Source organism: Neptunitalea chrysea (genome assembly GCF_027924145.1).
GTDB lineage: Bacteria > Bacteroidota > Bacteroidia > Flavobacteriales > Flavobacteriaceae > Neptunitalea > Neptunitalea chrysea.
In genome coordinates this window covers 1-22,916 of the sequence record NZ_BRVP01000006.1, presented here as the reverse complement: position 1 = coordinate 22,916, position 22,916 = coordinate 1, and the positions used below count along the sequence as shown (strand labels likewise).

Genomic DNA, 22,916 nt, shown 5'->3' with positions numbered 1-22,916 from the left:
ACTTTACGCTCTTATAGACGATATAAAAGTATCAGCGTTGCAAAAAAGTGATCAATAAATAGTAAATTTGTTAGAATAACCTTTTAAATTATCTACATTGAAAACATATACTATTAAAAATAGCTTTCTTAAGTTATTTTGCTCAGATTATGGCGCAGCCATTACCTCACTGGTTACTAAAGATAACAAAGGAAACGACACCAATGTTGTACTAGGTTTTAAAACCTTAGAAGATTATCAAAATCATGGGTATTGTTTAGGGGCTAGTATAGGGCGTTATGCTGGCAGAATTGGAGACGGGTACTTTAAAGTAAACGAAACCAAATATCCTATTTACACAGATGATAACGGAGTACATTTACACGGTGGTAAAAACGGATTTCATAAAAGATTTTGGGAAGTGGAAAACCATACAGATACCAGCATTACTTTTAAAATTGAAAGTGAAAACGGAGACGAAGGCTACCCGGGAAACCTTGTGGCAAGAGTAACTTATGCACTAGATGTTAATAAGTTGGTTACTACCTACACGGCAACTTCTGATGCCGATACCGTTATTAATCTTACCAACCACAACTATTATAATTTAAACGGAGAAGGAGACATATTAGAGCATGAGCTTTTTATTAATAGTGATGCCTTTTTAGAGGTAACCGATACACAAATAGCTACCGGAAAACTAATAGATGTAACCGATACTCCTTTTGATTTTAGAGCACCTATTATTATAAAAGATAAAAAAGGATTTAAAGGGGTAGATGATTGTTTTGCTTTAAAAGATGTAGAAGCGGCACGCTTATTTAGTCCTAAAACGGGAATTGAGATGAGAGTTACTACCAACCAACCAGGAATGGTTGTTTTTACTCCTGAAAATTTAGGAGAATGTAACTTTTTAAATGATGCTGAATACGGTAGTTATTCCTCAATTTGTTTTGAAACACAAAACTTCCCAAATGCACCACATCATGAAAATTTTCCTTCTCCACTATTAAAAGCAGGTGAAGAATATAAAAATGTAAGTGCCTTTGAGTTTACTTTAAGGTAACTATTTACCCGATAACCGAGATTAAGTGTTTTCAGGCTTATCTCGAAACAAAAATGTAACTATCATACATGCTTTGTGTATTTACCCCAAAGTATCGTTTATATAAAAGAAAGGAGCTTTTCCATTTTAATATTAGCTCTTTCATACAAACCGGTTTCCAATTCAACTTCATAAAATCCAAAATTTTTATAAAGATGAATTGCTGAAACCAGTTTTGTATTAGAATACAAAACTAGTTTTTCAAATCCTTTTTCTTTTGAAAAATGAAGCGCATGCACTATTAATCTCTTTCCTATACCTTTTCCTTGATAAGCAGAAGATACCGCCATTTTACTTAGTTCATATACAGTATCAGAGATTTTTAATAAGGTTACCACCCCAACAGCATTCTCATTTACAATGGCATAAAATATATAACCACTTTTATCCAAAATTTCTTTTTCAGGATTGTTAAGTGATTTAATATCTCCCGGCTCTAACTTGAAATAATGTAAAATCCATTCATAATTTAACTCTTTAATGGCTTTTGCATATTTTCCTGTATATGGAATAATTGCTATTTCCTCTTTCATTTTATTTTACTTCTATTACCTCGGTACGTTCACTAACGCCATTATTATTAAAAGCTTCTATCTGAAAATAATAGGTATCGGTTCTATCCATTCCAGTAAACCAATATTCATTAGTTCCGTATACCATAATACTTCCATAAAGTTTATCCGGGTCTTTACCAAAATAAATTACATATCCGTCTGCAATATCATTTTGTCTCCATTTAATCCAAGAGCTTCTGCGCTCACCGTATTGAGCAGGATTAGCTCTAAGCACTACAAAATTTTGCACAGTTGTAGGTTTTTCTCCACTTCCCTTTCCAAATACCCTAAATCCACTTAACGCAAATTTACCCGTCGGCATATGAATATTTTCAAGTTTTAGAAACCTTCCTTTAGCAGGTCTTTCAAGCTCTATATAATCGTGAGGCACATCGGTTTTGTTTTTACTTTTATCTACCAATGTTTTCCATTGTTTCCCATCATTAGAAATATAAATTTTATACTGGTGATACGTTTCTAACATTTTCCCCATAAATTCAGCATCCTGATCGGCATAGTTAATCTGAATAGCTTTTATAGTTGAAACCTCTCCTAAATCGGTCTGAAAATATTCTCCTTTATCTCCTGATTTAGCGCTCCAATAAGTTTCCAAATCTTCATTTACAGCAAAGTTAGGCTTATATCCTCCCAATGTAGAAGATACTTGTACCGGTTTGTTATAGTTTAACAACATCCATCCAGTAAACAGTCCCTTTATATGGTCAGCATCCTTTTGGGGTAAATAAGTAGGATAATCTCCGTAGGCTGTATTACAATACATTACATCATCAGTATCAAACCCTGCTGGCCAAATTCCTATGCGTCGTTCAAAATTGTTCTTTTTTGCAATGGTTATGGTAGATGTATGCCACCAGTTACCATAATTATCCTGATAAGTAGCCCCATGCCCTGCACCTCTAGCAAATCCACCTGGTTTATAGGAAAACGGATTATGCTTTTGATACGCAAAACCAGAAAGAGGGCTCTCACTTACATACACCCCGTCTGCATAGCCGCTAAACTCTGTTGCAGGAGCACCATATTGCATATAGTATTTTCCATTATGCTTAGTTACCCAAGCACCTTCCATAAAGGGTTGAAAGAATGTATTATCGTTATGCTCTCCAAAACGTTCCCATCCATGATCCTCAGGATGTAACGTAAGAATTGGTTTCACATATCCATCAGACTGAAAGGTCTTCGTATCTAGCTCGGTACCTAAAATAGGGAACACATTGCTAGAACCCCAGTACAAGAATAATTTGTCTTTATCTTTATCATATAAAAATCCAGGATCCCAAGCCCCTACTTTTAAAGAATCTACCGCTATCTCCCAATCGTCTTTGGTTGGGTTGCTACTTTTCCACATTGAAAATGCCTTACCATGAGTAGAACCAATTAGGTACAGTTCATTATTCATTACAAAAGCTCCGGGAGCGCAAAGCTCATCCCATACTTTATTACGTTCTCTTAAAAATTTTCGGGAAATAAAATTCCAATGCAACATATCATCACTCCACCAATAGCCCCATTGATTGGTAGAAAACAGAAAGTACTTGCTCTTATAGTTAACAATAACAGGATCTGCAGTTGCACGATGTTTACCAAATGTTGTAAAAGGTTCTATTGGAGTGTACCCATAGTCTATATTAATTGGGTTGCAATACGTTTGCTGTTGACCGTATGAATGTAGGCCAACACATAACATAACAATACTTAAGAAGTATCTCATTCGAGTTTTTGTTCGTTTTTTTATAATTTTAAAATTATAAAAAACAAACCGCTCAATTGTGTTTTTTATAGTAAAATAAAAATATTTTAACAAATTGACAAAAAAACTTACTATCCTAATGTTTTATAAACGCCCCACAAATAATTAATAGCAAAAAGAAACTGAGCTAGCAGCATGACCAAAAGTAAAGGACCAATAAATACGCCAAATACCATGATTTTAGTAAGGGCACAAACCGTACATATAAAAAACATAGCTACTCCTACTCCTGAAACTACAATATGAAGTGTGCTTATAATTCTAGAAAGTTGTTTTTTATTACGATCTGAATGGTAATAACCAATTCCGATAAATTCAAACACAATGGCCGCTAATATAGCAAGATCAACTCCTCTTATAGAGATTATGTAATTGCTAACTGATAGGTAATAAAAGGCATCTGTATGAATAACTCCTCCCAAAATAAGTATGGGAACAGAAACCCAAAAAAATGTATGCGGTCTTTTAATAATTGTTTTCATGGCACTCTTATATCAAAACACACCAAAAAATTATCAATACGCTTATTGATATATTTAAATTACGTTATAAGTAGTACTCATTCTATGCGTAAGACGTTGGGTATACATACACTTACTAAACAGCAATCATATAACGCTAATATATAAAAAATAAAAACATCAAAGTATATTTTTAACATCTTTATTAAGAGATTGATTTTAACAACTATATAAAACCTCTACTAAAGACAGTGGGAAAGGCAATAGGCAATCATATTTATTACATAAACAAAGAAAAACTATACACTAAGAACGCATATGTTGCTATAAATGAAGACAAAAAAATAAATACTAAAAATATGTAAAATGCTACTTTCTATAAAAAAATAACAGCTACATCCTTGCGCAACTTACTCCAATAAGCAGCTTTTGTGCTAATAGCTACCAGATAATATCATAAATATAGTTTACTAAACTTCAGATTTCTCCACAAAAACAGCCTCAAAAAGGTGCTGAAAATGTCCTTTTATTTTTTCCTTAACTTCCTCTAATGGTATTTCGGCTCTTCCTAATTCCACATTTAAAGAGGTTACTCCTTTACCGCGTATACCACATGGAATAATATTATCAAAGTAGCCCAAATCGGCATTTACATTTAATGCAAACCCATGCATGGTTACCCAGCGAGATGCTCTAACACCCATGGCACATATTTTTCGGGCAAACGGTGTACCTACATCTAGCCACACTCCAGTTTCTCCTTCGCTTCTTTCAGCTTGTAATCCGTAATCTGCAAGTGTTAAAATAATAACCTCTTCTAAAAAACGAAGGTATTTATGAATATCTGTAAAAAAATTATCTAAATCAAGAATAGGGTACCCAACTATTTGACCAGGACCATGGTAGGTTATATCTCCCCCTCTATTAATTTTATAAAAAGTAGCCCCTTTTGCCTGTAGTTGCTCTTCGTTAAGTAGCAAATTACTTTTATCACCACTTTTTCCTAAAGTATATACGTGTGGGTGCTCAACAAATAAAAAATAATTTGGTGTTTCTTTATCTGTTTCCTCTCTTCTATTGGTAATCTTAAGGTCTAATATAGATTTGAATATAGTTTCCTGATAATCCCAGGTTTCTTTATAATCCTTTACCCCTAAATCTTCTATGTAAACTTTCTTATTCAACGTCATTAATCTTTATAGAATTCTACTAAAAACTTAAGTGTAAAGATACAAAATTATCGGTCAGGGTTATTTAGAATAATTAGGGCCGCTATTGTTCCGGGAATCCATCCTAAAATCCATAAAATGGTGGTTATAACTACAGAGCCACACCCCTTATCCATCACGGCAAGTGGCGGACAAATAATACATAATAATACTCTAAAACATCCCATCTTTTCTAATTTCGTTTGATTTGATTGATACTAATAAGACTATTTTTAATCTAAAATGTTACACCAACAACACACAATATTAACTAGCTCTAGTGAAATTTAACCATTACCATAGTAAACTACTTTGGGGCAAGCCCACGAAGCATTTAGTAAGCATTGCATTTCTATTTTAAGACAAGTCTCGGAGCATCTAATCTCAATTATTGAGTAAAAGCCTAGTGCTCACTAAAAGCAAAAGAACGTTGGTTTTAATTTATTTTTTAACAAAAAATAAGAATAAACTTTAAAAAAACATATAAAAAAATACATTAGTGTACTATTTTATTTAATATATTTATAAAACAATAAATACATTAACACTATGTAAATATACCAAAATACCCAACACCCCAAAGTCTTGTACCTCTAAACTGTTTCTGTTTTGTAAACATTTTAATTTAATATAACCTATGAAGAAAACTACTTCTCTTTTAGGCATATTTCTTATAATATGCCTAAACAGTGTCTTTGCCTATGAAGGTACAAATCCCTTGAAATGCTTAGATGCATCTTTAACCTCTGAACTCCCCAATAGCATTGATCTCTATTTAAAATGGAACACCGATGTAAGCTGTCAGGAAAACTCTAGTGAAAAAACAAAAACTAGTATTCACAGCACCTCCGACATCGTAGATGGAGAATGTATAAGAGTCTGTGAAAACAGTTCTGTGATATACACTATTATTGGTGATACCTCGTATATTACCAGCGCTAGCTGGCAGATTACAGGAGGCTCAATCAATTCACAATCTAGCACCACCTGTAATGTTTCATGGGGCAGTGCCATCAATCCGCAAGGATATGTTTCGGTCACCTGTACACTATCCGATGGTACTGAAAAAACCATTGAACTTTGTATCGAAAAAATAGATGCTCCTAAGGCTCTTTTTACGGTAGCAGGTGCTCCCGTAATTTGTATGGAAAACGAGACTATTTTCGATAACCTATCCTCTCCATCTGATGGAAATTCTGTACTATATTATTATTGGGATTTTGGTGACGGTAATTCATCTACCGAATTTGAACCTACTCATCAATACACAGCTGCAGGAATTTATTACGTTATTTTAACGGTAACCAATGGTTGTGGCTGTTCATCAACCTACAAATACGAAATACAAGTTTCTAATGGTATTAGTAGTATCGATTGCCCTTCGGTTGTTTGTGAAGGACAACAAGCTACGTATACCATCTCTAACTATGCAGGGCAATGCTCTTATAATTGGACGGTTAACGGAGGAACATTGATATCCTCTAACAACGGAAGTGCTACCATTCTTTGGGATAATGTGGGTTCCTCGGGCTATGGTACTGTAAACATCGCCTCTTCTTGTACTAATTGTATTTCTACTATTGAAGTTCCTGTAGTAACTTCTGTAGGGTCTATTGTTGGCGATACTGTACTATGTACAGACGAGCAGGCTACCTTTAGCTTACCACAATGGCCTACTACTGAGTACAACTGGAGTATTATAAGCTCAACAGGCGCTTATTTGGTATACACCAATCAACGTAATGAAATTATTGTAAATACTGTAAACAGCGGACAAATTACATTAAACTGTTCATACAACAATACGCTTTTAGGGTGTGGTGGATCTGCCACCATTACACTGGAGGTTTTAAAAAAGGCCGAAATATCAGGACTGGAAGAAGTATGTCAAAATACCTCAACAACATATAGTGCACTTTACGGAACTTCTGCCATAACCCCTTCGTCATGGTCATTATCTACCCCTACCGGAACAACAATTACAGGTTCTGGGAGTTCATTTACATACAGCTTTCCTACATCGGGAACATATGTATTAAGTATCATCTCAAGTAACTATTGCTCAGACCCGATATATATTAATGTGAAAGCATCCCCTAATGCACCCACAGCCATTATAGGAGAAGACGAAGTATGTCCTGATATTTCCGAAACATATTCCGTTACAGTACCTAGCGGTTTAACTGCACATTGGTCTGTTACCAATGGTAGTATCCTAGGCAGCGATACAGGAAGCGAAATCACTGCTGTTTTTGACAGCAATTACTCCAGTTATGAAGTAAATGTATGGTATGAAAAAGAGGGTTGTTCCTCTTCAGTATTAACATTACCCATAGCGAAAGATGTACCTACGCTTTCAATTAGCGGACCTATAAATACCTGTGGAAGTTCTACACAAACCTATACCACTCCTTTACTAGATGATGTTGATAGCTACGAATGGAGTATTGATGCCACCTCATCGGGTAGTATTATAGCTGGTCAAAACACAAATTCTGTACAAGTATTATGGAATAATCCTTCCACAAATCCAAGCAATGCAGACGTTAAATTAATCGTTAGAAAATGTAATGTTGATTATAATTATATCCTTCCTGTAACAATTGTAGAAAGCCCTGAAGTTACCATTAATACAGTAGGTAACATTACAGATGTTTGTGCTGATGAAACCGTTAATTTTACGATTTCACACACAGGTTCAGCAAATATAACCTCGGTAGACTGGGATTTTGCAGGCACCTATGAGACCTCAACATCAGGATCGCAAGACCATACGTTTTTACAACCAACAGGTGGAAGCGTACAGCAGACTATTACAGCTACGGTATATTTTGATCAGGGCTGCTTACCTGCTACTGCCACTTATAATATGATTGTATCTCCGTCTCCGGTAATTACAATAAGCCCTGAGCAAAACTATAATTATTGCGCTAACAATAGCGATAGTACGTACACGGTAAATATTCAGAGTGGTTTTGGAGCTACTACCAATATAACATGGTATTATTCAACCTCTGAAAGTTACACAGGTACTATACTGACAGGAAATACAGATACGATAGATCTTTCAGGAGCAGCCACAGGATACTACTATGCCGTTGTTACCAATGAATATCAGTGTACAGCATATACAGATTTTATTCGTGTTTATTGTTCAAACCAACCAGGATGTGTTGCTAATGAAACCATTACGGCAAGTGTGACACAACAAGGATGCGGAAGTTTTTTAATTAATTATACCGCTTCGGGAAACCCCGTTTCCGTAGGCATTCCTGTTAATAGCGACTTATATGATTATGTAGTCACAAATACAAGTACCTATGCAGAGATTGAGGATGCACCTGCCGGACAATACGCTGTTTCTATTACCGCTATCTATTTAATAAATGGGCAATATTGCTCAATTAATGAAACAGTTATAATTGATAATCCGTATGTTCCAGGTATCAAATACAATGTTACTTGTGGTACAAACGGAGATTATGAAGTTCAATTATTAGACTTCTCAGAAGTATACAATCCTATTGGAGTAGATAACTTTTCATTCACGTTTGATGGCGGTAGCAACTGGTACGCCGCTACAAACGTAAGTACTAATCCACAATACAACGTAACGTTAAGTCCGGGTATTTACCATATAGGAGTAAAACTTGAAACATCTGGTTATTCAACCTGTACTGCATTCGATGAATTGGTTTTACCAGACATGTCTACTTTTGATATGGAAATAGTAGGAAAGTGTATGAAAGAACCTATCTATTTTTATCCTACAGGCGTACCTTCGGGAAGCTCATTCACGTACCTATGGACCTTTCCATACGCAACAAATTCACTTGAATCAACTGCATACACCTTCGATACAGACGGAACATACCAGGTAACCCTTAAAGTAACCAATGAATTTGGTTGTTATACTGAAATTACTAAAATACTTACTGTAGTAGATCCTGATTTAGATGGATATTTAGCCATATCACCCATAGAAAATTGTGAAGGTTCTAATGTTGATATTACTTTTATTAACAGTGCAACAATGCCTACAGAGTACTCTTGGTATAAAGATGACCTAGATAACTTTATACAAACTACTCAAACAAATACCATTACTGTAAATAGTTCGGGACATTACTTTGTATATGTAACGAGTAACGAAAGCTGTACAAGTTATGCTATCCCTGCTATTGATATTAATCAAGTTCCTATACCGGAAACTCCTGTAATTAAAGGTCCCGATGCTGTGTGTTTGGGTGAAGATGTAGAACTTTCGGTAAGCGCTAGCAGTAATCTTACTTACTATTGGAGTATTAACGGAACATTGCAAAGTAGCTGGACGGGGCTTACAGAAGTTACAGATACACCAACCGTTGCAGGAACTTATACCTATTCTGTAATTGCAGAAGTAACATCTGCTCTTGGAACCACATGTACAAGTGATGCAGGTGTTTGGGAAGTAACTGTGGATGCTCCTCTAACCCCACCAATTATTACTTACACGCTCATAACCTGTGATCCGTATATGGTAAAGGTTAATGTAACCAACGTAGACTCAGGTGCACAATACTATTGGAGTAATGGCGATACCGGTAGCGATACTACAGTATACCACGATGGCCCCCTAGAGGTACGTGTTGAGAAAAACAGTTGTTCTGCAACATCCCAAATAGACCTTCCTATCGATGTAGAGGCGCTGGCATGGATTGTGCCTACTGGTTGTGTTGAACTCTGTGACTCTATTTCTGAAGATGCCTATCTAATTGGACCATTGGGTTCGTATCATAACTGGCAATGGGATGTTGACTATCAACCTGCTGGAAATTCAGGAATTGGGACGGTTGGAGAACAAATAGATTTCTCATACGGACAGAGCCCTAACATTTTCCAGCTAACTATTAATAATGAAGGTTGTGATTATACTATGGGTGAGTTAGATTTATCTAGAGTTGATTGTTCAAAATGTGAACATGAATATAGTACAAAATTAATAAAAACATTCTGTGAGTATATCAATGGTGATTATGTTATTAAAGTTGAATATAACGTATACAGTACATCTCCATATACTACAACAATTCAATTCTCAGTAGATCCGTCATCTGCAGGATATACAGGAAATAGTACCATTACACTAAGCCCTTACGGTAGTAGTAATGGATACTTCTACTACTTCCCTGCTTCAGGAACGGCAGGTACAACCGTATCTTTTATTGGTCAAATTACCGGTGAACCACATCCATGCATATTTAAAAGTATAACTATTGAAGTTCCTGAATGTGGCGATAATAAACGGATAGCATTAAGTACAGATACTACACTTGAAGAAAAGTTGATAGCAGCACCTAATCCAGCGCATCAATCAACTTCCGTATATTATTATACACCAGCAGAAAATACATTAAGTTTAATTGTTACAAACCTTAGCGGACAAACAGTTGCAAAAATTGCATTACCAAACAATGAGGGAGTACATGAGCTTAACTGCAGCGATTGGAATTCAGGTACTTATATTATTTCATTACATCAAAATGGAAATACTATTAAATCAATTAAATTCGTAGTAAAATAACTACTTATGGACTGCCTTTTTAAAGGCAGTCTATTTTTTTAATACATTAGTGATGTATCTTAAACAACTTCAGGAAAAAACCTGAAAGTATTTCAAAAATAAATGACAATTCTAATATGAAAATCACCCATATATTAAATTAATATGACCTATGACTAAAAAACTACTCTTCTCAATCTGTCTTATTTTCAATATACCAACAATCTCTCATGCCCAAGACTGGCAATGGATACAACGGGGCGGCTCTATTTCTACAATGGGGGCTGCAGACGATAAAGAAGCTGTTTTTGAAATTCAAGTTGACTCTAACAATAACATCTACACGCTATCTACAGTAGGTGGTGCAGCTCTTGATATTGCAGGAGTTAGTAAAGCTTTTTATGGGGCTTCTAACACCAACCCCGATTATGCACTTTCAAGCTTTAGCTGTGATGGTACGTACAGATGGAGTAAAATAATTGGAGGCGGTGGAAACGAATTTATAAAAGGATTTGAAATTGACGGCAACAATAATACCTATGTTGCAGGAAAATTTATGAGTTGCTATCTCAACAACACAAGTCCGCCACGTATCGATGATGACTGGATAAATGAACAAAATACTATTCCAATAGATTGCAGACTTAACTTTCTGGTAAAATATGATGAAAACGGGGTATTTCAATGGATGGAAAACCCTCAAGATATGAATGAACCTTCTAACAACATGCTATCACTAGATTTAATTGTTTTAGATGATGGTACTATTTACTGGCTTGTTGGAATTAACTTTGCCGGTACTTTTGCAGATGGGGCATTTACCTATACAGGCACCGATAGAGGTATTTTTATTTTTAAATACGATGCCAATGGTAATTATATAGACGCCACCGAACTGGATATTGATGTTTCGGATGGAGGCTTTTATAATGATATGCTATTTTATAGAAATCCTAACAACGGTTACTTTTATATTACCTCAAGAAAGAACAACCCAAATGAAACTATGAGTATAGAAGGACAATCAGTTACCGGAAGCACTGTAATTGCATGTTTTGATACCACAGGACAATTACAATTTATAAAACAAAACACGGCAACAGATCCTAACCTTTTATATATCCATAAACTAATTTTTGATGATCAAAACGATATGTATATTGCTGGTAAAACAATTGGCTATAGTATGGATAGTTTTCTAGGAATGTCTATTTCTGAATCTATCATTCCTAGTTTTATTTTAAAAACAGATGCGGCTACTGCAAATACGACCTATTGGAGTACCCATAATTATTCGATTGCAGCTAACTTTGGTGACCTGATGTTAGACACCAACCAAAACCAGTTAATATATGCAGGATTATGCGGATATACAGGGCCCTATGTATGGGGTAGTCAAACGGCATATCCAAATAACCCGTTGGGCAACTTTCCGCTATTAGGTACTTTTGATCCTATAACGGGTGATTGTACTGGTTTACATTACATGAATGGAAGTACAGGTCAAAATGATTACGCAAGAGCTATTGCTATCGATAATTCAGGAGACTATCTCTTGGGAGGTAATTTTGGATATATGTTGGAAGATGCAAACAATAACAATATATACTTTATAGGCGGTGACTCCGATTTTTTTATCGCTAAATATGCCACGCAGGCATGTACTCCTATGGCTAACCAAACCCTACAAAAAAATACCATTGAACTATACCCCAACCCTACCACAGACTTAGTGACACTTACCTTAAAACAAGAAGCTACCTATACACTGGTTACCCTACAAGGAGCCTTGCTACAAAAAGGCGCACTCAACAATACCAACAATACCGTAAAGCTAAACAGCTATCCTAAGGGCATGTACCTATTAACTCTAACCACAGCAAACGGACACACACAAACACATAAAATTATAAAACAGTAACCTAGACAAGGCTACCTAAAAATCTATTTATAAGAATCAAATTTTAATTTCGAACCCCATCAAAGAACCTATAACCGCTATTATCTATTAAAATTACCTAAAAAGGTGTGTGCAAATTTTCTAAAAAATGTACTTTTGCACTTCTAAATTAAAATAGTATGCAACTTTCTGAACAAGAACTAATTCGAAGAAAAAAACTGGAGGACTTAAGAGCGATGGGCGTTGAGCCATATCCGGCTGCGCTATACCCTGTAAACCACACATCTAAAAAGGTGAAAGAGGAATATGAAGAAGGTAAACAGGTTATCTTAGCAGGTAGATTAATGTCTACCCGTATTCAGGGAAAGGCTTCTTTTGCAGAGTTGCAGGATGGCGAAGGAAGAATTCAAATTTACTTTAACCGTGACGAAATTTGTCAGGGTGATGATAAATCTAAATACAATGACCTATTTAAAAAACTTATTGATTTAGGTGATTTTATAGGTATTGAAGGAGAACTATTTACTACTAAGGTAGGTGAAAAAACGGTATTGGTAAAAGACTTTACCCTATTAAGTAAAACGTTACGCCCTTTACCTTTACCAAAAACAGATGCTGAAGGAAACATACATGATGGGTTTACAGACCCAGAATTACGTTACCGTATGCGTTATGTAGATTTAGTAGTAAATCCACAAGTTAAAGAGGTATTTATGAAGCGTACCAAACTGTTTACAGCTATGCGTACCTTTTTTAACGACAAAGGATATTTTGAGGTAGAAACGCCTATTTTACAATCAATTCCGGGGGGTGCATCGGCGCGTCCGTTTATTACACATCACAACTCTTTAGATATTCCGCTATACATGCGTATTGCAAACGAATTATATTTAAAGCGTTTAATAGTTGGTGGATTTGATGGTGTTTATGAGTTTTCTAAAAACTTCCGTAACGAAGGAATGGACAGAACACATAACCCTGAGTTTACCGCCATGGAAATCTATGTATCTTACAAAGATTACAACTGGATGATGGAGTTTACCGAAAACTTGCTAGAATATTGTGCGATGCAGGTGAACGGTACTACTGAAGCTACCTTTGGAGAACATAAGGTAGATTTTAAGGCTCCTTACGCTCGTGTAACTATGACCGATGCTATTAAACAATTTACAGGGTTTGATATTACCGGAAAAACCGAGGAAGAGTTAAAAGCTGCTGCCCTTGAAATGGGGATAGCTGTAGACGATACCATGGGTAAAGGTAAATTGATTGATGAAATTTTTGGTGAAAAATGTGAAGGTAACTTTATTCAACCAACCTTTATTACAGATTATCCTAAAGAGATGTCTCCTTTATGTAAAGCCCATAGAAACGACCCTGAGTTAACCGAGCGCTTTGAGTTAATGGTTTGCGGTAAAGAAATTGCTAACGCATACTCTGAACTTAATGACCCAATAGACCAACGTGAACGTTTTGAAGCTCAGTTAAAATTAGCGGATCGTGGTGATGATGAAGCTATGTTTATTGATCAAGATTTCTTGAGAGCTTTAGAATTTGGTATGCCTCCTACTTCAGGATTAGGTATTGGTATGGACAGATTGATCATGTTTTTAACGAATAACCAATCTATACAGGAAGTATTGTTCTTCCCACAAATGAAACCAGAGAAAAAGCAAGTAGAATTGGGTGATGATGAAAAGGCTGTTTTTGAAATCTTGAAAAAGCAATCCCCTATTGAATTGCCTGCTCTTAAAGAAGCTACTGGTATGAGTAACAAAAAATGGGATAAAGCCATTAAAGGTCTTACTGCTAAAAAAGTAGCTAAAGTAGAAAAAACAGATGATGGCTTATTTGTTGAAGTACTGTAAGCTATACTCTATTAAACTATACTGAAAAGGAATCCTCGAAAGGGATTCCTTTTTTTTTATGATATAACCGCTATTAACTCTAAAGGAGAATCGATTATATAATCAGGCTTACTGCCTACTAGTTTTTCCTTAGGCTGAAATCCCCAAGTTACACTAGCCACATCCATACCTGCATTTCTTGCCACTTGTATATCTATATCTGAATCTCCCACAAAAAGAATCTCCATTGGTGCTAAATTTAAATTTTTAGCTATCTGTAGTGTCACTTCCGGATTAGGTTTTTTAAGTCTGTCGTCCTTTACTCCGTAAACCTCTTTAATTTCATAATCTGAAAAAAAGTAATTTACAATTTTTTTAGTTAAATGATCTATTTTATTAGAAAGTACAGCAATCACAATAGATTCAAAGGCTAATTTATCTAATACAGCAACTATATGATCATATGGGTAGGTTTTAAGTGTACACCTCTCACCATATATTTCAATTAATTTATTGGTATAATTGCTAACTTCTTCATCACTTCTAGCAGATTCCGGTAGTGCACGATACACCAATTTTCTCATCCCACTACCAATAAAGCTTTTGCATTTTTCTATAGTATGCACCGGAAAATTCGCTGTTCTTAAAACCTCGTTTATTGACTCTGCCAAATCATCAATTGAGTTAACCAATGTACCATCCAAATCAAAAATAACTGCCTTATATTGTGCCATAATACTTTTATTTACTCCAGTTCTAGCAAAATTAGAAAATAGATGTTAGCCACTATTAATTTAAAAGCCTAAAATTAGTTATTTTTTGTTGGTAGATACTTTTTACCGCTTGGTATAATATACTATCAAAATTTTGTTAAACCCCTTATGTTTACTGCTATTTTTAGGGACTCAATGCGTACATTCGTATTATAATTAATAGTTTAAATACATGAAAATTTTATCTTTTGTAATTGCATTATGCTTATGCCAAATATCTTTGGCGCAGCTATCTGATGGTATGTATGCTAATGCCGGAATGCTGTCTGGTGGTAATGTAGCTGACATTAGTAAAGTAAATGCTGGTGCAAACATTCCCCTTTTTAAAAATGACAATAACAGTTTTAGTGTAGGATTCGATTATCAACTCATAAATTTTGACTACGTTGATGAGGATGTACCTTATGCTACCGATCAGATTGAAGAATTTTACACCTTTGGTCCTTCTTTAAAATATGCCAGAGCCTTTGGGAATCAGTGGAATTTTATTGTAAAGGCAGGTGGAATGATTTCTTCTAACTATAAGACAGACAACTTAGATGATAGTTACTTTTATAATGGTACTATTGTAGTAAGAAAAGTAGATACTACAGCAAACGCTACTATTACCTTTGGAGCAACATATAATCCGCAATACGGGTTAAGCTCTCCTATACCTGTTATTACTTATGCTAAAAAAGTAAACGAAAAAATGTCTTACCAAATTGGAGTGCCACAAATGTACTTTAGATACCATGTTGGTAAGGTTCATACGTTTAGTGCTTTTGCTAAACTTGATGGTTTTATGGGAACATTTAACGATGACCTTGAAATTAAAACCGAAAATTTTGAAGATACTGGTATTTTAAGACAAACTACTGTATTAGCAGGCTTGGGATACAATCTTAAATTATGGAAAAATGGTTCGGCCACTTTAAAAGCTGGTAAAACACTTTATAACAATATGAGTATTTGGGATATGGATCAAAACGAAGTTTATGATTTTGATATTGATAATAGTTTCTACATTAATGTAGGGATTAACTGGAATATACCCAATAAGCTATTAGACTAGAATAGCGTTAACATTTCCGAACAAATAAAAAAGGAATCTGTGATACAGATTCCTTTTTTTGTATTTGCTACCTAATATATTTTGGTAAATTAGACACCATCAAACGTTGTAGCATGAAAACATCAAAAAAAATAGGATTACTACTAGGTCCGGTATTTTTTCTTTTAATTAGATTTCTATTTCATCCGGAAGGATTAAGTACCGAAGCAAATGCTGTATTAGCAACAACTGCATGGATAGCTGCATGGTGGATTACAGAGGCTATTCCTATTGCCGTAACTGCCCTACTCCCTATTGTACTTTTTCCTATTACTAACGGATTAAGTATTGGTGCTACCACAGCCGCCTACGGCCATAAATACGTATTTCTATATTTTGGTGGTTTTATTATTGCCTTGGCTATTGAGAAATGGAACCTACACAAAAGAATAGCTATTAACATCATTCTTTTAATAGGTACCAATATTAAGAAGTTAATTTTAGGTTTTATGTTGGCTACTGCATTTTTATCTATGTGGATTAGTAATACTGCTACATCGGTAATGATGCTACCAATTGCCTTAGCCATTGTTTCTCAAATAAAAGAAAATCCAAATACCGATAAAAAAGAGAACCAACGTTTTGGTAAAGCACTTATGCTGTCTATTGCTTACAGCGCCAGCATTGGTGGCATTGCCACCTTAATTGGTACTCCTCCTAATCTGGTATTAGCAGGTATCGTTCAAAAAACATATCATTATGAAATTACTTTTTTTCAATGGTTTAAATATGGTTTCCCAGTGGCCAGTGTTTTACTTGTTATTTGCTGGGTGTATTTAACTAATGGAGCATTTTCATTTAAGCAAAAAAATATTCCGGGAGGAAAATCAGAAATACAACGTATTAAAAAAGAACTAGGTCCACTTTCTTATGAAGAAAAATTAGTGACCCTTATTTTCTTTTTAACAGCTCTCTGCTGGATTTTGAGATCATTTGTTTTAAAACATTTAATTCCTGGGGTAGATGATACTATTATTGCTATAACCTTTGGTATTGTATTGTTCATAGTACCTAATAAAACAAAAACTGAGAATTTAATGGTTTGGAAAGATGTTCAAAAACTACCATGGGGTATTATTATGCTATTTGGTGGTGGTATGGCATTAGCAAGTGCCTTTGATACTAGCGGACTCGCCAACTGGATTGGCAGTAAAATGGCTGGTCTAGAAGGATTCTCTCTTTTACTAATTTTACTTATTCTTGTAGCATCTGTTAATTTTCTAACAGAAATAACGTCCAATTTAGCTACCACAGCTATGCTGTTACCCATACTAGCACCAATGGCGCTATCACTAAACATTCATCCGCTAATCATTATGACAGGCGCAGCTGTTGCCGCTTCTTGCGCTTTTATGTTACCCGTGGCAACTCCTCCTAATGCTGTGGTATTTGGTAGCGGCTATTTAAAGATACCCGATATGGTTAGTAAAGGTATTGTGTTAAATATACTATCTATTATCATAGTTACCCTTTCTGTATATTTTTTAATCCCAATGCTATGGGATTTAGACCCAAATATGTTTCCTAAAGAATTTTTACTCAATAATTGAGATTAAATGCTTCGTGGACTTGCCCCGAAGTAGTTTCATAAAAAAGAGCCTTCTATTTTCTAGAAGGCTCTTTTAATCGCTAATTCAAATAATTCTAACTCAAAAATAATTTTAAAACCATTTATTATGCAGACTCTAAAAAGCTAAAAATGTTGCACTTGTTGGCTATAATTTAACATTTTTATCGTTTCTTTAAGATTGTACTTTTTGTATTAAAAAATAATATCTCTTATCTAATTTTCAACTTTACTTTTATAAAACAGATAATTTTCAGTCTTTTGTAAGTACTAATTACATTATCATGAAAAAATATCTTTCGCTAACACTTCTACTCGTGTTTGGTTGTTTCTTGGGTATGCAAGATGCGCAAGCCCAATTCTGGAAAAAGAAAAATAAAAAGAAAGCACAAACAGAACAAAAAAAACCCGAACCCAAAGGAGGCATCAAACCCTATAATAAGGTTATTACTAAAGACGCCATTACCGATGAAGGACTTTTTAAAGTTCATAAAATAGACAAAAAAGAATTTTATGAAATCCCGGATTCCCTATTCGGAAGAGAAATGTTAATGGTATCGCGTATTGCTAAAACTGCTAACGGACTTGGTTTTGGTGGTGGTAAAGCTAATACTCAGGTATTAAGATGGGAGAAAAAAGATAAGCAAGTATTATTACGTGTTGTTTCTTATGACGTATACGCAAACGATTCGTTGCCAATTCATGAAGCGGTTGTTAACTCAAATTTCGAACCTATTCTTGAAGCATTCGACATTAAGTCTGAGAAAAAAGACTCATTAGGAAACTCTACTGTAATTCAGATCAATAATCTTTTCGAAGACGATGTAAAAGCACTAGGTATTCCCGAATATTATAGAAAAGGTTATAAAGTAACACGTTTAGACAGCAAAAAATCCTTTATTGAATCTATTAAGAGTTATCCTCTTAACATAGAAGCAAGACACGTAAAAACGTACGGATCTAACCAGCCTCCTTCTAACTATAGTTTAGGAACCATTACTGTTGAAATGAGCACTTCTATGATTTTACTTCCTGAGGAACCAATGAAACGTAGATACTTTGATCAACGTGTAGGGTGGTTTACTACAAGACAAACCGACTATGGTTTAGATGTACAAGAAAGTAAATCTATTAAATACCTTGACAGATGGAGATTAGAAGTAAAGGAAGAAGATATTGAAAAATACAAAAGAGGTGAATTAGTTGAACCTAAAAAACAAATAGTTTATTATTTAGATCGTGCTACTCCTAAAAAATGGGTACCATATATAAAACAAGGTATTGAAGATTGGCAAGTTGCCTTTGAAAAAGCAGGATTTAAAAATGCAATTATAGCAAAGGATGCGCCTACAGTAGAAGAAGATCCTGAATGGTCTCCTGAAGACATCAGATACTCGGTTGTAAGATATTTAGCCTCTCCTATACCAAATGCTAACGGTCCTCACGTGAGTGACCCTAGAAGTGGAGAAATATTAGAATCTGATATTAACTGGTACCATAATGTAATGACCTTATTAAAAGGTTGGTTCTTTATTCAAACAGCAGCTATTAACCCAGATGCGCAATCAACCGAGTTTAAAGATGAAGTTATGGGACGTTTAATTCGTTTTGTTTCTTCTCACGAAGTTGGTCATACCTTAGGTTTACCGCACAATATGGGTAGTAGTGTTGCCTATCCGGTAGACTCACTACGATCTGCAAACTTTACTAATAAATTTGGTACAGCCCCTTCTATTATGGATTACGCACGTTTTAACTATGTAGCACAACCAGAAGATAAAGGAGTTGCTTTAATGCCTAATATTGGTATTTACGATAAGTACGCTATTATGTGGGGGTACAAACCTATTCTTGATAAAGATGCTAAAGATGAAAAAGAAATATTAGACGGATGGATTTTAGAACATGCAGGTGATCCATTATATAGATTTGGTAGTCAGCAATGGATCGTAATTGATCCAAGTTCTCAAACAGAAGATTTAGGAGATGACGCTATTAAAGCTTCTTTATATGGTATTGCTAACTTAAAGCGTATTATGCCAAACCTAATCGATTGGACTTATGAAAAAGGACAAGATTATGAAGAATTAGATTTCATGTACGGACAATTATTAAATCAGTTTAACCGCTACATGGGACACGTTACCGCTAACATTGGCGGGGTTTATGAGTATTATAAAACGTACGATCAGGAAGGTGCTGTATATACACATGTTTCTAAAGAGCATCAGCAAAACTGCATGAACTTCTTACAAGAGCAATTATTTACTACACCAGAATGGCTAATAGATGAGAATATTTTTAATAAAATTGAATTTGCCGGTGCTGTAGAGCGTATTCGTGGACTACAAGTAAGAACGCTAAATAATATTTTAGATTTTGGAAGAATGGAGCGATTAATTGAAAATGAAACGCTCAATGGAAAGTCTGCATATTCTTTATTAGATATGATGACCGAGTTACGCAAGGGGATTTTTAGTGAATTACCATACGGAAAGAAAATGGATACTTACAGACGTAATTTACAACGTGCTTATGTAGATCGTATGGAATACTTAATGACCGAAGACCAAAGTAAATCTTTCGGAAATACAACCGTTAATGTTAGTCAGTCTGATATTAGAGCTATCGTTCGTGGTGAATTGGGAACGCTTTTATCTAAAGTGAAGTCTGGAGCAGCAAGAACATCTGATCTTACTACTAAATACCATTTAAAAGATTTACAGAAACGAATTGAACTAATTCTGAATCCTGTAAAATAGAATACCGCATAAAAATGTTAAAAAGCACCTAAAATAGGTGCTTTTTTCATTTTACACCCTCTTTTCATTAAACTTTATCTAAATGGTTCCGTCTTATAGCCAAACATTAAAATATTTATTATGAAAAAGTTATTAGTATTAGCAACCATTTTAGTTACCACAGTAGCTATGGCTCAGGGAAATTTTCAAGAAAAAGTAAAGGGTAGAGATGGAAAAGATCCAAGACCGGGATTTGAAAGAATGATGGAAGACTTTACTCCAGAACAAATAGCCACTTTAAAAACAAAACGATTAACATTAGCTCTTGACCTTACTGAAAAACAACAAAAAGAGCTTTTAAAAGTAAATACAAAAATGGCTACCAAACGTAAAGCTAAGTTTGAAGCTATGAAAACTAAAAGAGAAAAAGCAAAAGATGGTGAATTTGAAAGACCTACAGCAGAAGAACGCTTTGCTATGGAAAACGAGCGCTTAGATGAACAAATTGCTTTTAAAAATAAAATGAAATCTATACTTACCGATGAGCAATACCAAAAATGGTACACCATGCGTGAACAACGTAAAGAAGGAATGAAAAAGCATATGAAAAGTAACTTTAAAGACGGTAAAAGACACAGACTAGAGGGATCAATAGGGCAAAAATCAAGACAATAATAAAATATGGTATATTTTATATGGAAAAGGCCGGCAAGATTAATTCTTACTGGCCTTTTGCTAACTATAAACCCCAAAAATCTGAAATTCTGTTTTAATATTAATAATCACATTGTTTTAATAAATACTTTAAAATATCGGTAGTTGTTACTATACCTACCAAAGTTCTCTTATTTACAACAGGTAGCGCATGAAACTCTTTCTCTGAGAGTATTTCTGCCACTTCTCTAATTGTACTAGTGGGACTTACAACCGTTGGCGCTTTAGACATTACCTGCTCTATTGTAAACATATTATAAACAATGGTTTCAACTTCTTCTTCATCATCTGCAAAATCTGCAAAGCTAATTCTTAAGATATCTGTAAAGCTGAGCATTCCTACAATAACCTTACCTTTAACTACGGGTATATGCCTTATATGATGTTTCTTAAAAAGCTGCTCTGCTTTATTAAGACTATCATCTGTATTCAACAGCACCAAATCCGTTGTCATAATTTCCAAAACTGGGATATTTACTTTCATATCAGTGCTTCTTTAAAACATTATAAATATCCTGAATAAAAAACTGCTGAATACTGATTTTAATCATACTAAAAACGCTAAAAATTTTGTAAATAATATAATTACTCATGCCCTTCATTACTATCATAGAATTTTAGATTATTGTAAATTTGTATCTTAATCCTTAGTACTATGTATGATATAATTATTATTGGGGGTGGTCCTATTGGAATTGCCTGTGGATTAGAAGCCAAGAAAAATAACTTGTCACATTTAATAATTGAAAAAGGATGTATTACCAATTCTATTTTCAATTATCCCCTAAATATGCATTTCTTTTCTACTTCTGATAAACTAGAAATAGACAACATCCCCTTTATTTGTAAAGAACCCAAACCACAACGTAACGAAGCGTTGGAGTATTACAGACGTATTGTTACCTCTAATAAACTGAACATAAAATTATACGAGGAAGTAACTAATATTGAAAATAATAATGATTTTACAGTTACAACTTCTAAAGATAAGTATACTGCTAAAAATGTAATTATTGCAACAGGTTTTTATGACATTCCTAATCTAATAAAAGTGCCTGGTGAGAATTTACCTAAGGTATCACATTACTATACAGAGCCACACTTATATGTGAATCAAAAAGTAGCAGTGATTGGTGCTAGTAACTCCTCTGTTGATGCCGCTCTAGAGTGTTACCGAAAAGGAGCCGATGTTACAATGATTGTTAGACAAGACGCTATTGGAGAACGTGTAAAGTATTGGGTAAAACCTGATATAGAAAACCGTATTAAGGAAGGCAGTATAAAAGCATTATTTAATGCTAATATTACCGAAATAAAAGAAGACACTATACAAGTTCATACTCCAGAAGGTACGATTGAAATTGAAAACGATTTTGTACTAGCACTTACAGGGTATATGCCAAATTTTAAGTTTTTAAAAATGGCCAAAGTCTCATTAAATACAGAAGATGCTTTAAAACCATCATATAACCCCGAAACCATGGAAACCAATATAGATAACTTGTACTTAGCAGGCGTTATTTGTGGTGGTATGGAAACTCATAAATGGTTTATAGAAAACTCCATAATTCACGCAGAGCTTATCACAAAAAATATTTTATTTAAACAAAAAACGGAGGCTAAATAGCCTCCGTTTATGTTATATTTCAGATAGAATCTTT

General features: G+C 34.6%; 16 protein-coding genes. 9 read left to right on the top strand and 7 right to left on the bottom strand.

Going from position 1 to position 22,916, the window contains the following annotated elements; genetic code table 11:
- The first annotated feature begins 97 nt into the window (after positions 1–97).
- Positions 98–1,045 (top strand): aldose epimerase family protein, encoded by a 948-nt coding sequence (locus NBRC110019_RS05305; protein ID WP_281753064.1) that lies wholly within the window; start codon positions 98–100, stop codon positions 1,043–1,045.
- A 98-nt stretch (positions 1,046–1,143) separates the two neighbouring features.
- On the opposite strand, the gene NBRC110019_RS05300 is transcribed toward NBRC110019_RS05305, so the two are convergent.
- The 5 genes from NBRC110019_RS05300 to NBRC110019_RS05280 all read right to left on the bottom strand — a co-directional run bounded on the left by NBRC110019_RS05300 (position 1,144) and on the right by NBRC110019_RS05280 (position 5,266).
- Complete coding sequence (locus NBRC110019_RS05300; RefSeq protein ID WP_281753063.1) at positions 1,144–1,617, bottom strand: GNAT family N-acetyltransferase; 474 nt, start codon at positions 1,615–1,617, stop codon at positions 1,144–1,146.
- A 1-nt stretch (position 1,618) separates the two neighbouring features.
- Positions 1,619–3,370 (bottom strand): discoidin domain-containing protein, encoded by a 1,752-nt coding sequence (locus tag NBRC110019_RS05295; protein ID WP_281753062.1) that lies wholly within the window; start codon positions 3,368–3,370, stop codon positions 1,619–1,621.
- Positions 3,371–3,480: 110 nt separating this feature from the next.
- Positions 3,481–3,891 carry a hypothetical protein gene (locus NBRC110019_RS05290; RefSeq protein ID WP_281753061.1) on the bottom strand — a complete coding sequence of 137 codons (411 nt, stop codon included), beginning with the start codon at positions 3,889–3,891 and terminating at the stop codon, positions 3,481–3,483.
- A 449-nt stretch (positions 3,892–4,340) separates the two neighbouring features.
- Positions 4,341–5,054, bottom strand: coding sequence for a lipoyl(octanoyl) transferase LipB (gene lipB, locus NBRC110019_RS05285; protein ID WP_281753060.1), 714 nt, complete (start codon positions 5,052–5,054; stop codon positions 4,341–4,343).
- Between the two features lie 53 nt (positions 5,055–5,107).
- Positions 5,108–5,266 (bottom strand): YqaE/Pmp3 family membrane protein, encoded by a 159-nt coding sequence (locus NBRC110019_RS05280; protein WP_281753059.1) that lies wholly within the window; start codon positions 5,264–5,266, stop codon positions 5,108–5,110.
- 449 nt (positions 5,267–5,715) lie between these two features.
- On the opposite strand from NBRC110019_RS05280, the gene NBRC110019_RS05275 reads away from it, so the two are divergent.
- The 3 genes from NBRC110019_RS05275 (at position 5,716) to lysS (ending at position 14,388) form a co-directional block, all read left to right on the top strand.
- Complete coding sequence (locus NBRC110019_RS05275; RefSeq protein WP_281753058.1) at positions 5,716–10,641, top strand: PKD domain-containing protein; 4,926 nt, start codon at positions 5,716–5,718, stop codon at positions 10,639–10,641.
- Between the two features lie 151 nt (positions 10,642–10,792).
- Positions 10,793–12,541: a T9SS type A sorting domain-containing protein gene (locus NBRC110019_RS05270; protein WP_281753057.1), complete on the top strand. Its 1,749-nt coding sequence runs from the start codon at positions 10,793–10,795 to the stop codon at positions 12,539–12,541.
- Between the two features lie 158 nt (positions 12,542–12,699).
- On the top strand, positions 12,700–14,388 hold the full coding sequence (lysS, locus tag NBRC110019_RS05265; RefSeq protein WP_281753056.1) for a lysine--tRNA ligase: 1,689 nt from the start codon (positions 12,700–12,702) through the stop codon (positions 14,386–14,388).
- Positions 14,389–14,444: 56 nt separating this feature from the next.
- On the opposite strand, the gene NBRC110019_RS05260 is transcribed toward lysS, so the two are convergent.
- Complete coding sequence (locus NBRC110019_RS05260) at positions 14,445–15,101, bottom strand: HAD family hydrolase (RefSeq protein WP_281753055.1); 657 nt, start codon at positions 15,099–15,101, stop codon at positions 14,445–14,447.
- A 211-nt stretch (positions 15,102–15,312) separates the two neighbouring features.
- Here NBRC110019_RS05260 and NBRC110019_RS05255 point away from each other — a divergent pair, with 211 nt between their 5' ends.
- The 4 genes from NBRC110019_RS05255 to NBRC110019_RS05240 all read left to right on the top strand — a co-directional run bounded on the left by NBRC110019_RS05255 (position 15,313) and on the right by NBRC110019_RS05240 (position 21,216).
- A complete protein-coding gene (locus NBRC110019_RS05255) occupies positions 15,313–16,194 on the top strand; it encodes a DUF6268 family outer membrane beta-barrel protein (RefSeq protein ID WP_281753054.1) in 882 nt (293 codons plus the stop codon).
- A 113-nt stretch (positions 16,195–16,307) separates the two neighbouring features.
- Positions 16,308–17,783: an SLC13 family permease gene (locus NBRC110019_RS05250; protein WP_281753053.1), complete on the top strand. Its 1,476-nt coding sequence runs from the start codon at positions 16,308–16,310 to the stop codon at positions 17,781–17,783.
- A gap of 301 nt (positions 17,784–18,084) precedes the next feature.
- Positions 18,085–20,562, top strand: a complete 2,478-nt coding sequence (locus tag NBRC110019_RS05245) for a zinc-dependent metalloprotease (protein WP_281753052.1) — start codon at positions 18,085–18,087, stop codon at positions 20,560–20,562.
- 120 nt (positions 20,563–20,682) lie between these two features.
- On the top strand, positions 20,683–21,216 hold the full coding sequence (locus NBRC110019_RS05240; RefSeq protein ID WP_281753051.1) for a DUF4890 domain-containing protein: 534 nt from the start codon (positions 20,683–20,685) through the stop codon (positions 21,214–21,216).
- A 100-nt stretch (positions 21,217–21,316) separates the two neighbouring features.
- On the opposite strand, the gene NBRC110019_RS05235 is transcribed toward NBRC110019_RS05240, so the two are convergent.
- Positions 21,317–21,739, bottom strand: a complete 423-nt coding sequence (locus NBRC110019_RS05235; protein WP_281753050.1) for a CBS domain-containing protein — start codon at positions 21,737–21,739, stop codon at positions 21,317–21,319.
- 171 nt (positions 21,740–21,910) lie between these two features.
- Between NBRC110019_RS05235 and NBRC110019_RS05230 the strand changes: the two genes are divergently transcribed.
- The gene (locus NBRC110019_RS05230; RefSeq protein ID WP_281753049.1) at positions 21,911–22,882 is read left to right on the top strand and encodes a YpdA family putative bacillithiol disulfide reductase; all 972 of its coding nucleotides are present in this window, start codon (positions 21,911–21,913) and stop codon (positions 22,880–22,882) included.
- Positions 22,883–22,916: the final 34 nt, after the last annotated feature.

What these genes read in the sequence shown, in the direction of transcription:
- NBRC110019_RS05250 (WP_281753053.1), top strand. Translation starts at nt 16,308, where the DNA reads ATGAAAACATCAAAAAAAATAGGATTACTACTAGGTCCGGTATTTTTT.
- NBRC110019_RS05255 (WP_281753054.1), top strand. Translation starts at nt 15,313, where the DNA reads ATGAAAATTTTATCTTTTGTAATTGCATTATGCTTATGCCAAATATCT.
- NBRC110019_RS05290 (WP_281753061.1), bottom strand. Translation starts at nt 3,891, where the DNA reads ATGAAAACAATTATTAAAAGACCGCATACATTTTTTTGGGTTTCTGTT.
- NBRC110019_RS05300 (WP_281753063.1), bottom strand. Translation starts at nt 1,617, where the DNA reads ATGAAAGAGGAAATAGCAATTATTCCATATACAGGAAAATATGCAAAA.
- NBRC110019_RS05230 (WP_281753049.1), top strand. Translation starts at nt 21,911, where the DNA reads ATGTATGATATAATTATTATTGGGGGTGGTCCTATTGGAATTGCCTGT.
- NBRC110019_RS05235 (WP_281753050.1), bottom strand. Translation starts at nt 21,739, where the DNA reads ATGAAAGTAAATATCCCAGTTTTGGAAATTATGACAACGGATTTGGTG.
- NBRC110019_RS05275 (WP_281753058.1), top strand. Translation starts at nt 5,716, where the DNA reads ATGAAGAAAACTACTTCTCTTTTAGGCATATTTCTTATAATATGCCTA.
- NBRC110019_RS05240 (WP_281753051.1), top strand. Translation starts at nt 20,683, where the DNA reads ATGAAAAAGTTATTAGTATTAGCAACCATTTTAGTTACCACAGTAGCT.
- NBRC110019_RS05295 (WP_281753062.1), bottom strand. Translation starts at nt 3,370, where the DNA reads ATGAGATACTTCTTAAGTATTGTTATGTTATGTGTTGGCCTACATTCA.
- NBRC110019_RS05245 (WP_281753052.1), top strand. Translation starts at nt 18,085, where the DNA reads ATGAAAAAATATCTTTCGCTAACACTTCTACTCGTGTTTGGTTGTTTC.
- NBRC110019_RS05280 (WP_281753059.1), bottom strand. Translation starts at nt 5,266, where the DNA reads ATGGGATGTTTTAGAGTATTATTATGTATTATTTGTCCGCCACTTGCC.
- NBRC110019_RS05270 (WP_281753057.1), top strand. Translation starts at nt 10,793, where the DNA reads ATGACTAAAAAACTACTCTTCTCAATCTGTCTTATTTTCAATATACCA.
- lysS (WP_281753056.1), top strand. Translation starts at nt 12,700, where the DNA reads ATGCAACTTTCTGAACAAGAACTAATTCGAAGAAAAAAACTGGAGGAC.
- NBRC110019_RS05260 (WP_281753055.1), bottom strand. Translation starts at nt 15,101, where the DNA reads ATGGCACAATATAAGGCAGTTATTTTTGATTTGGATGGTACATTGGTT.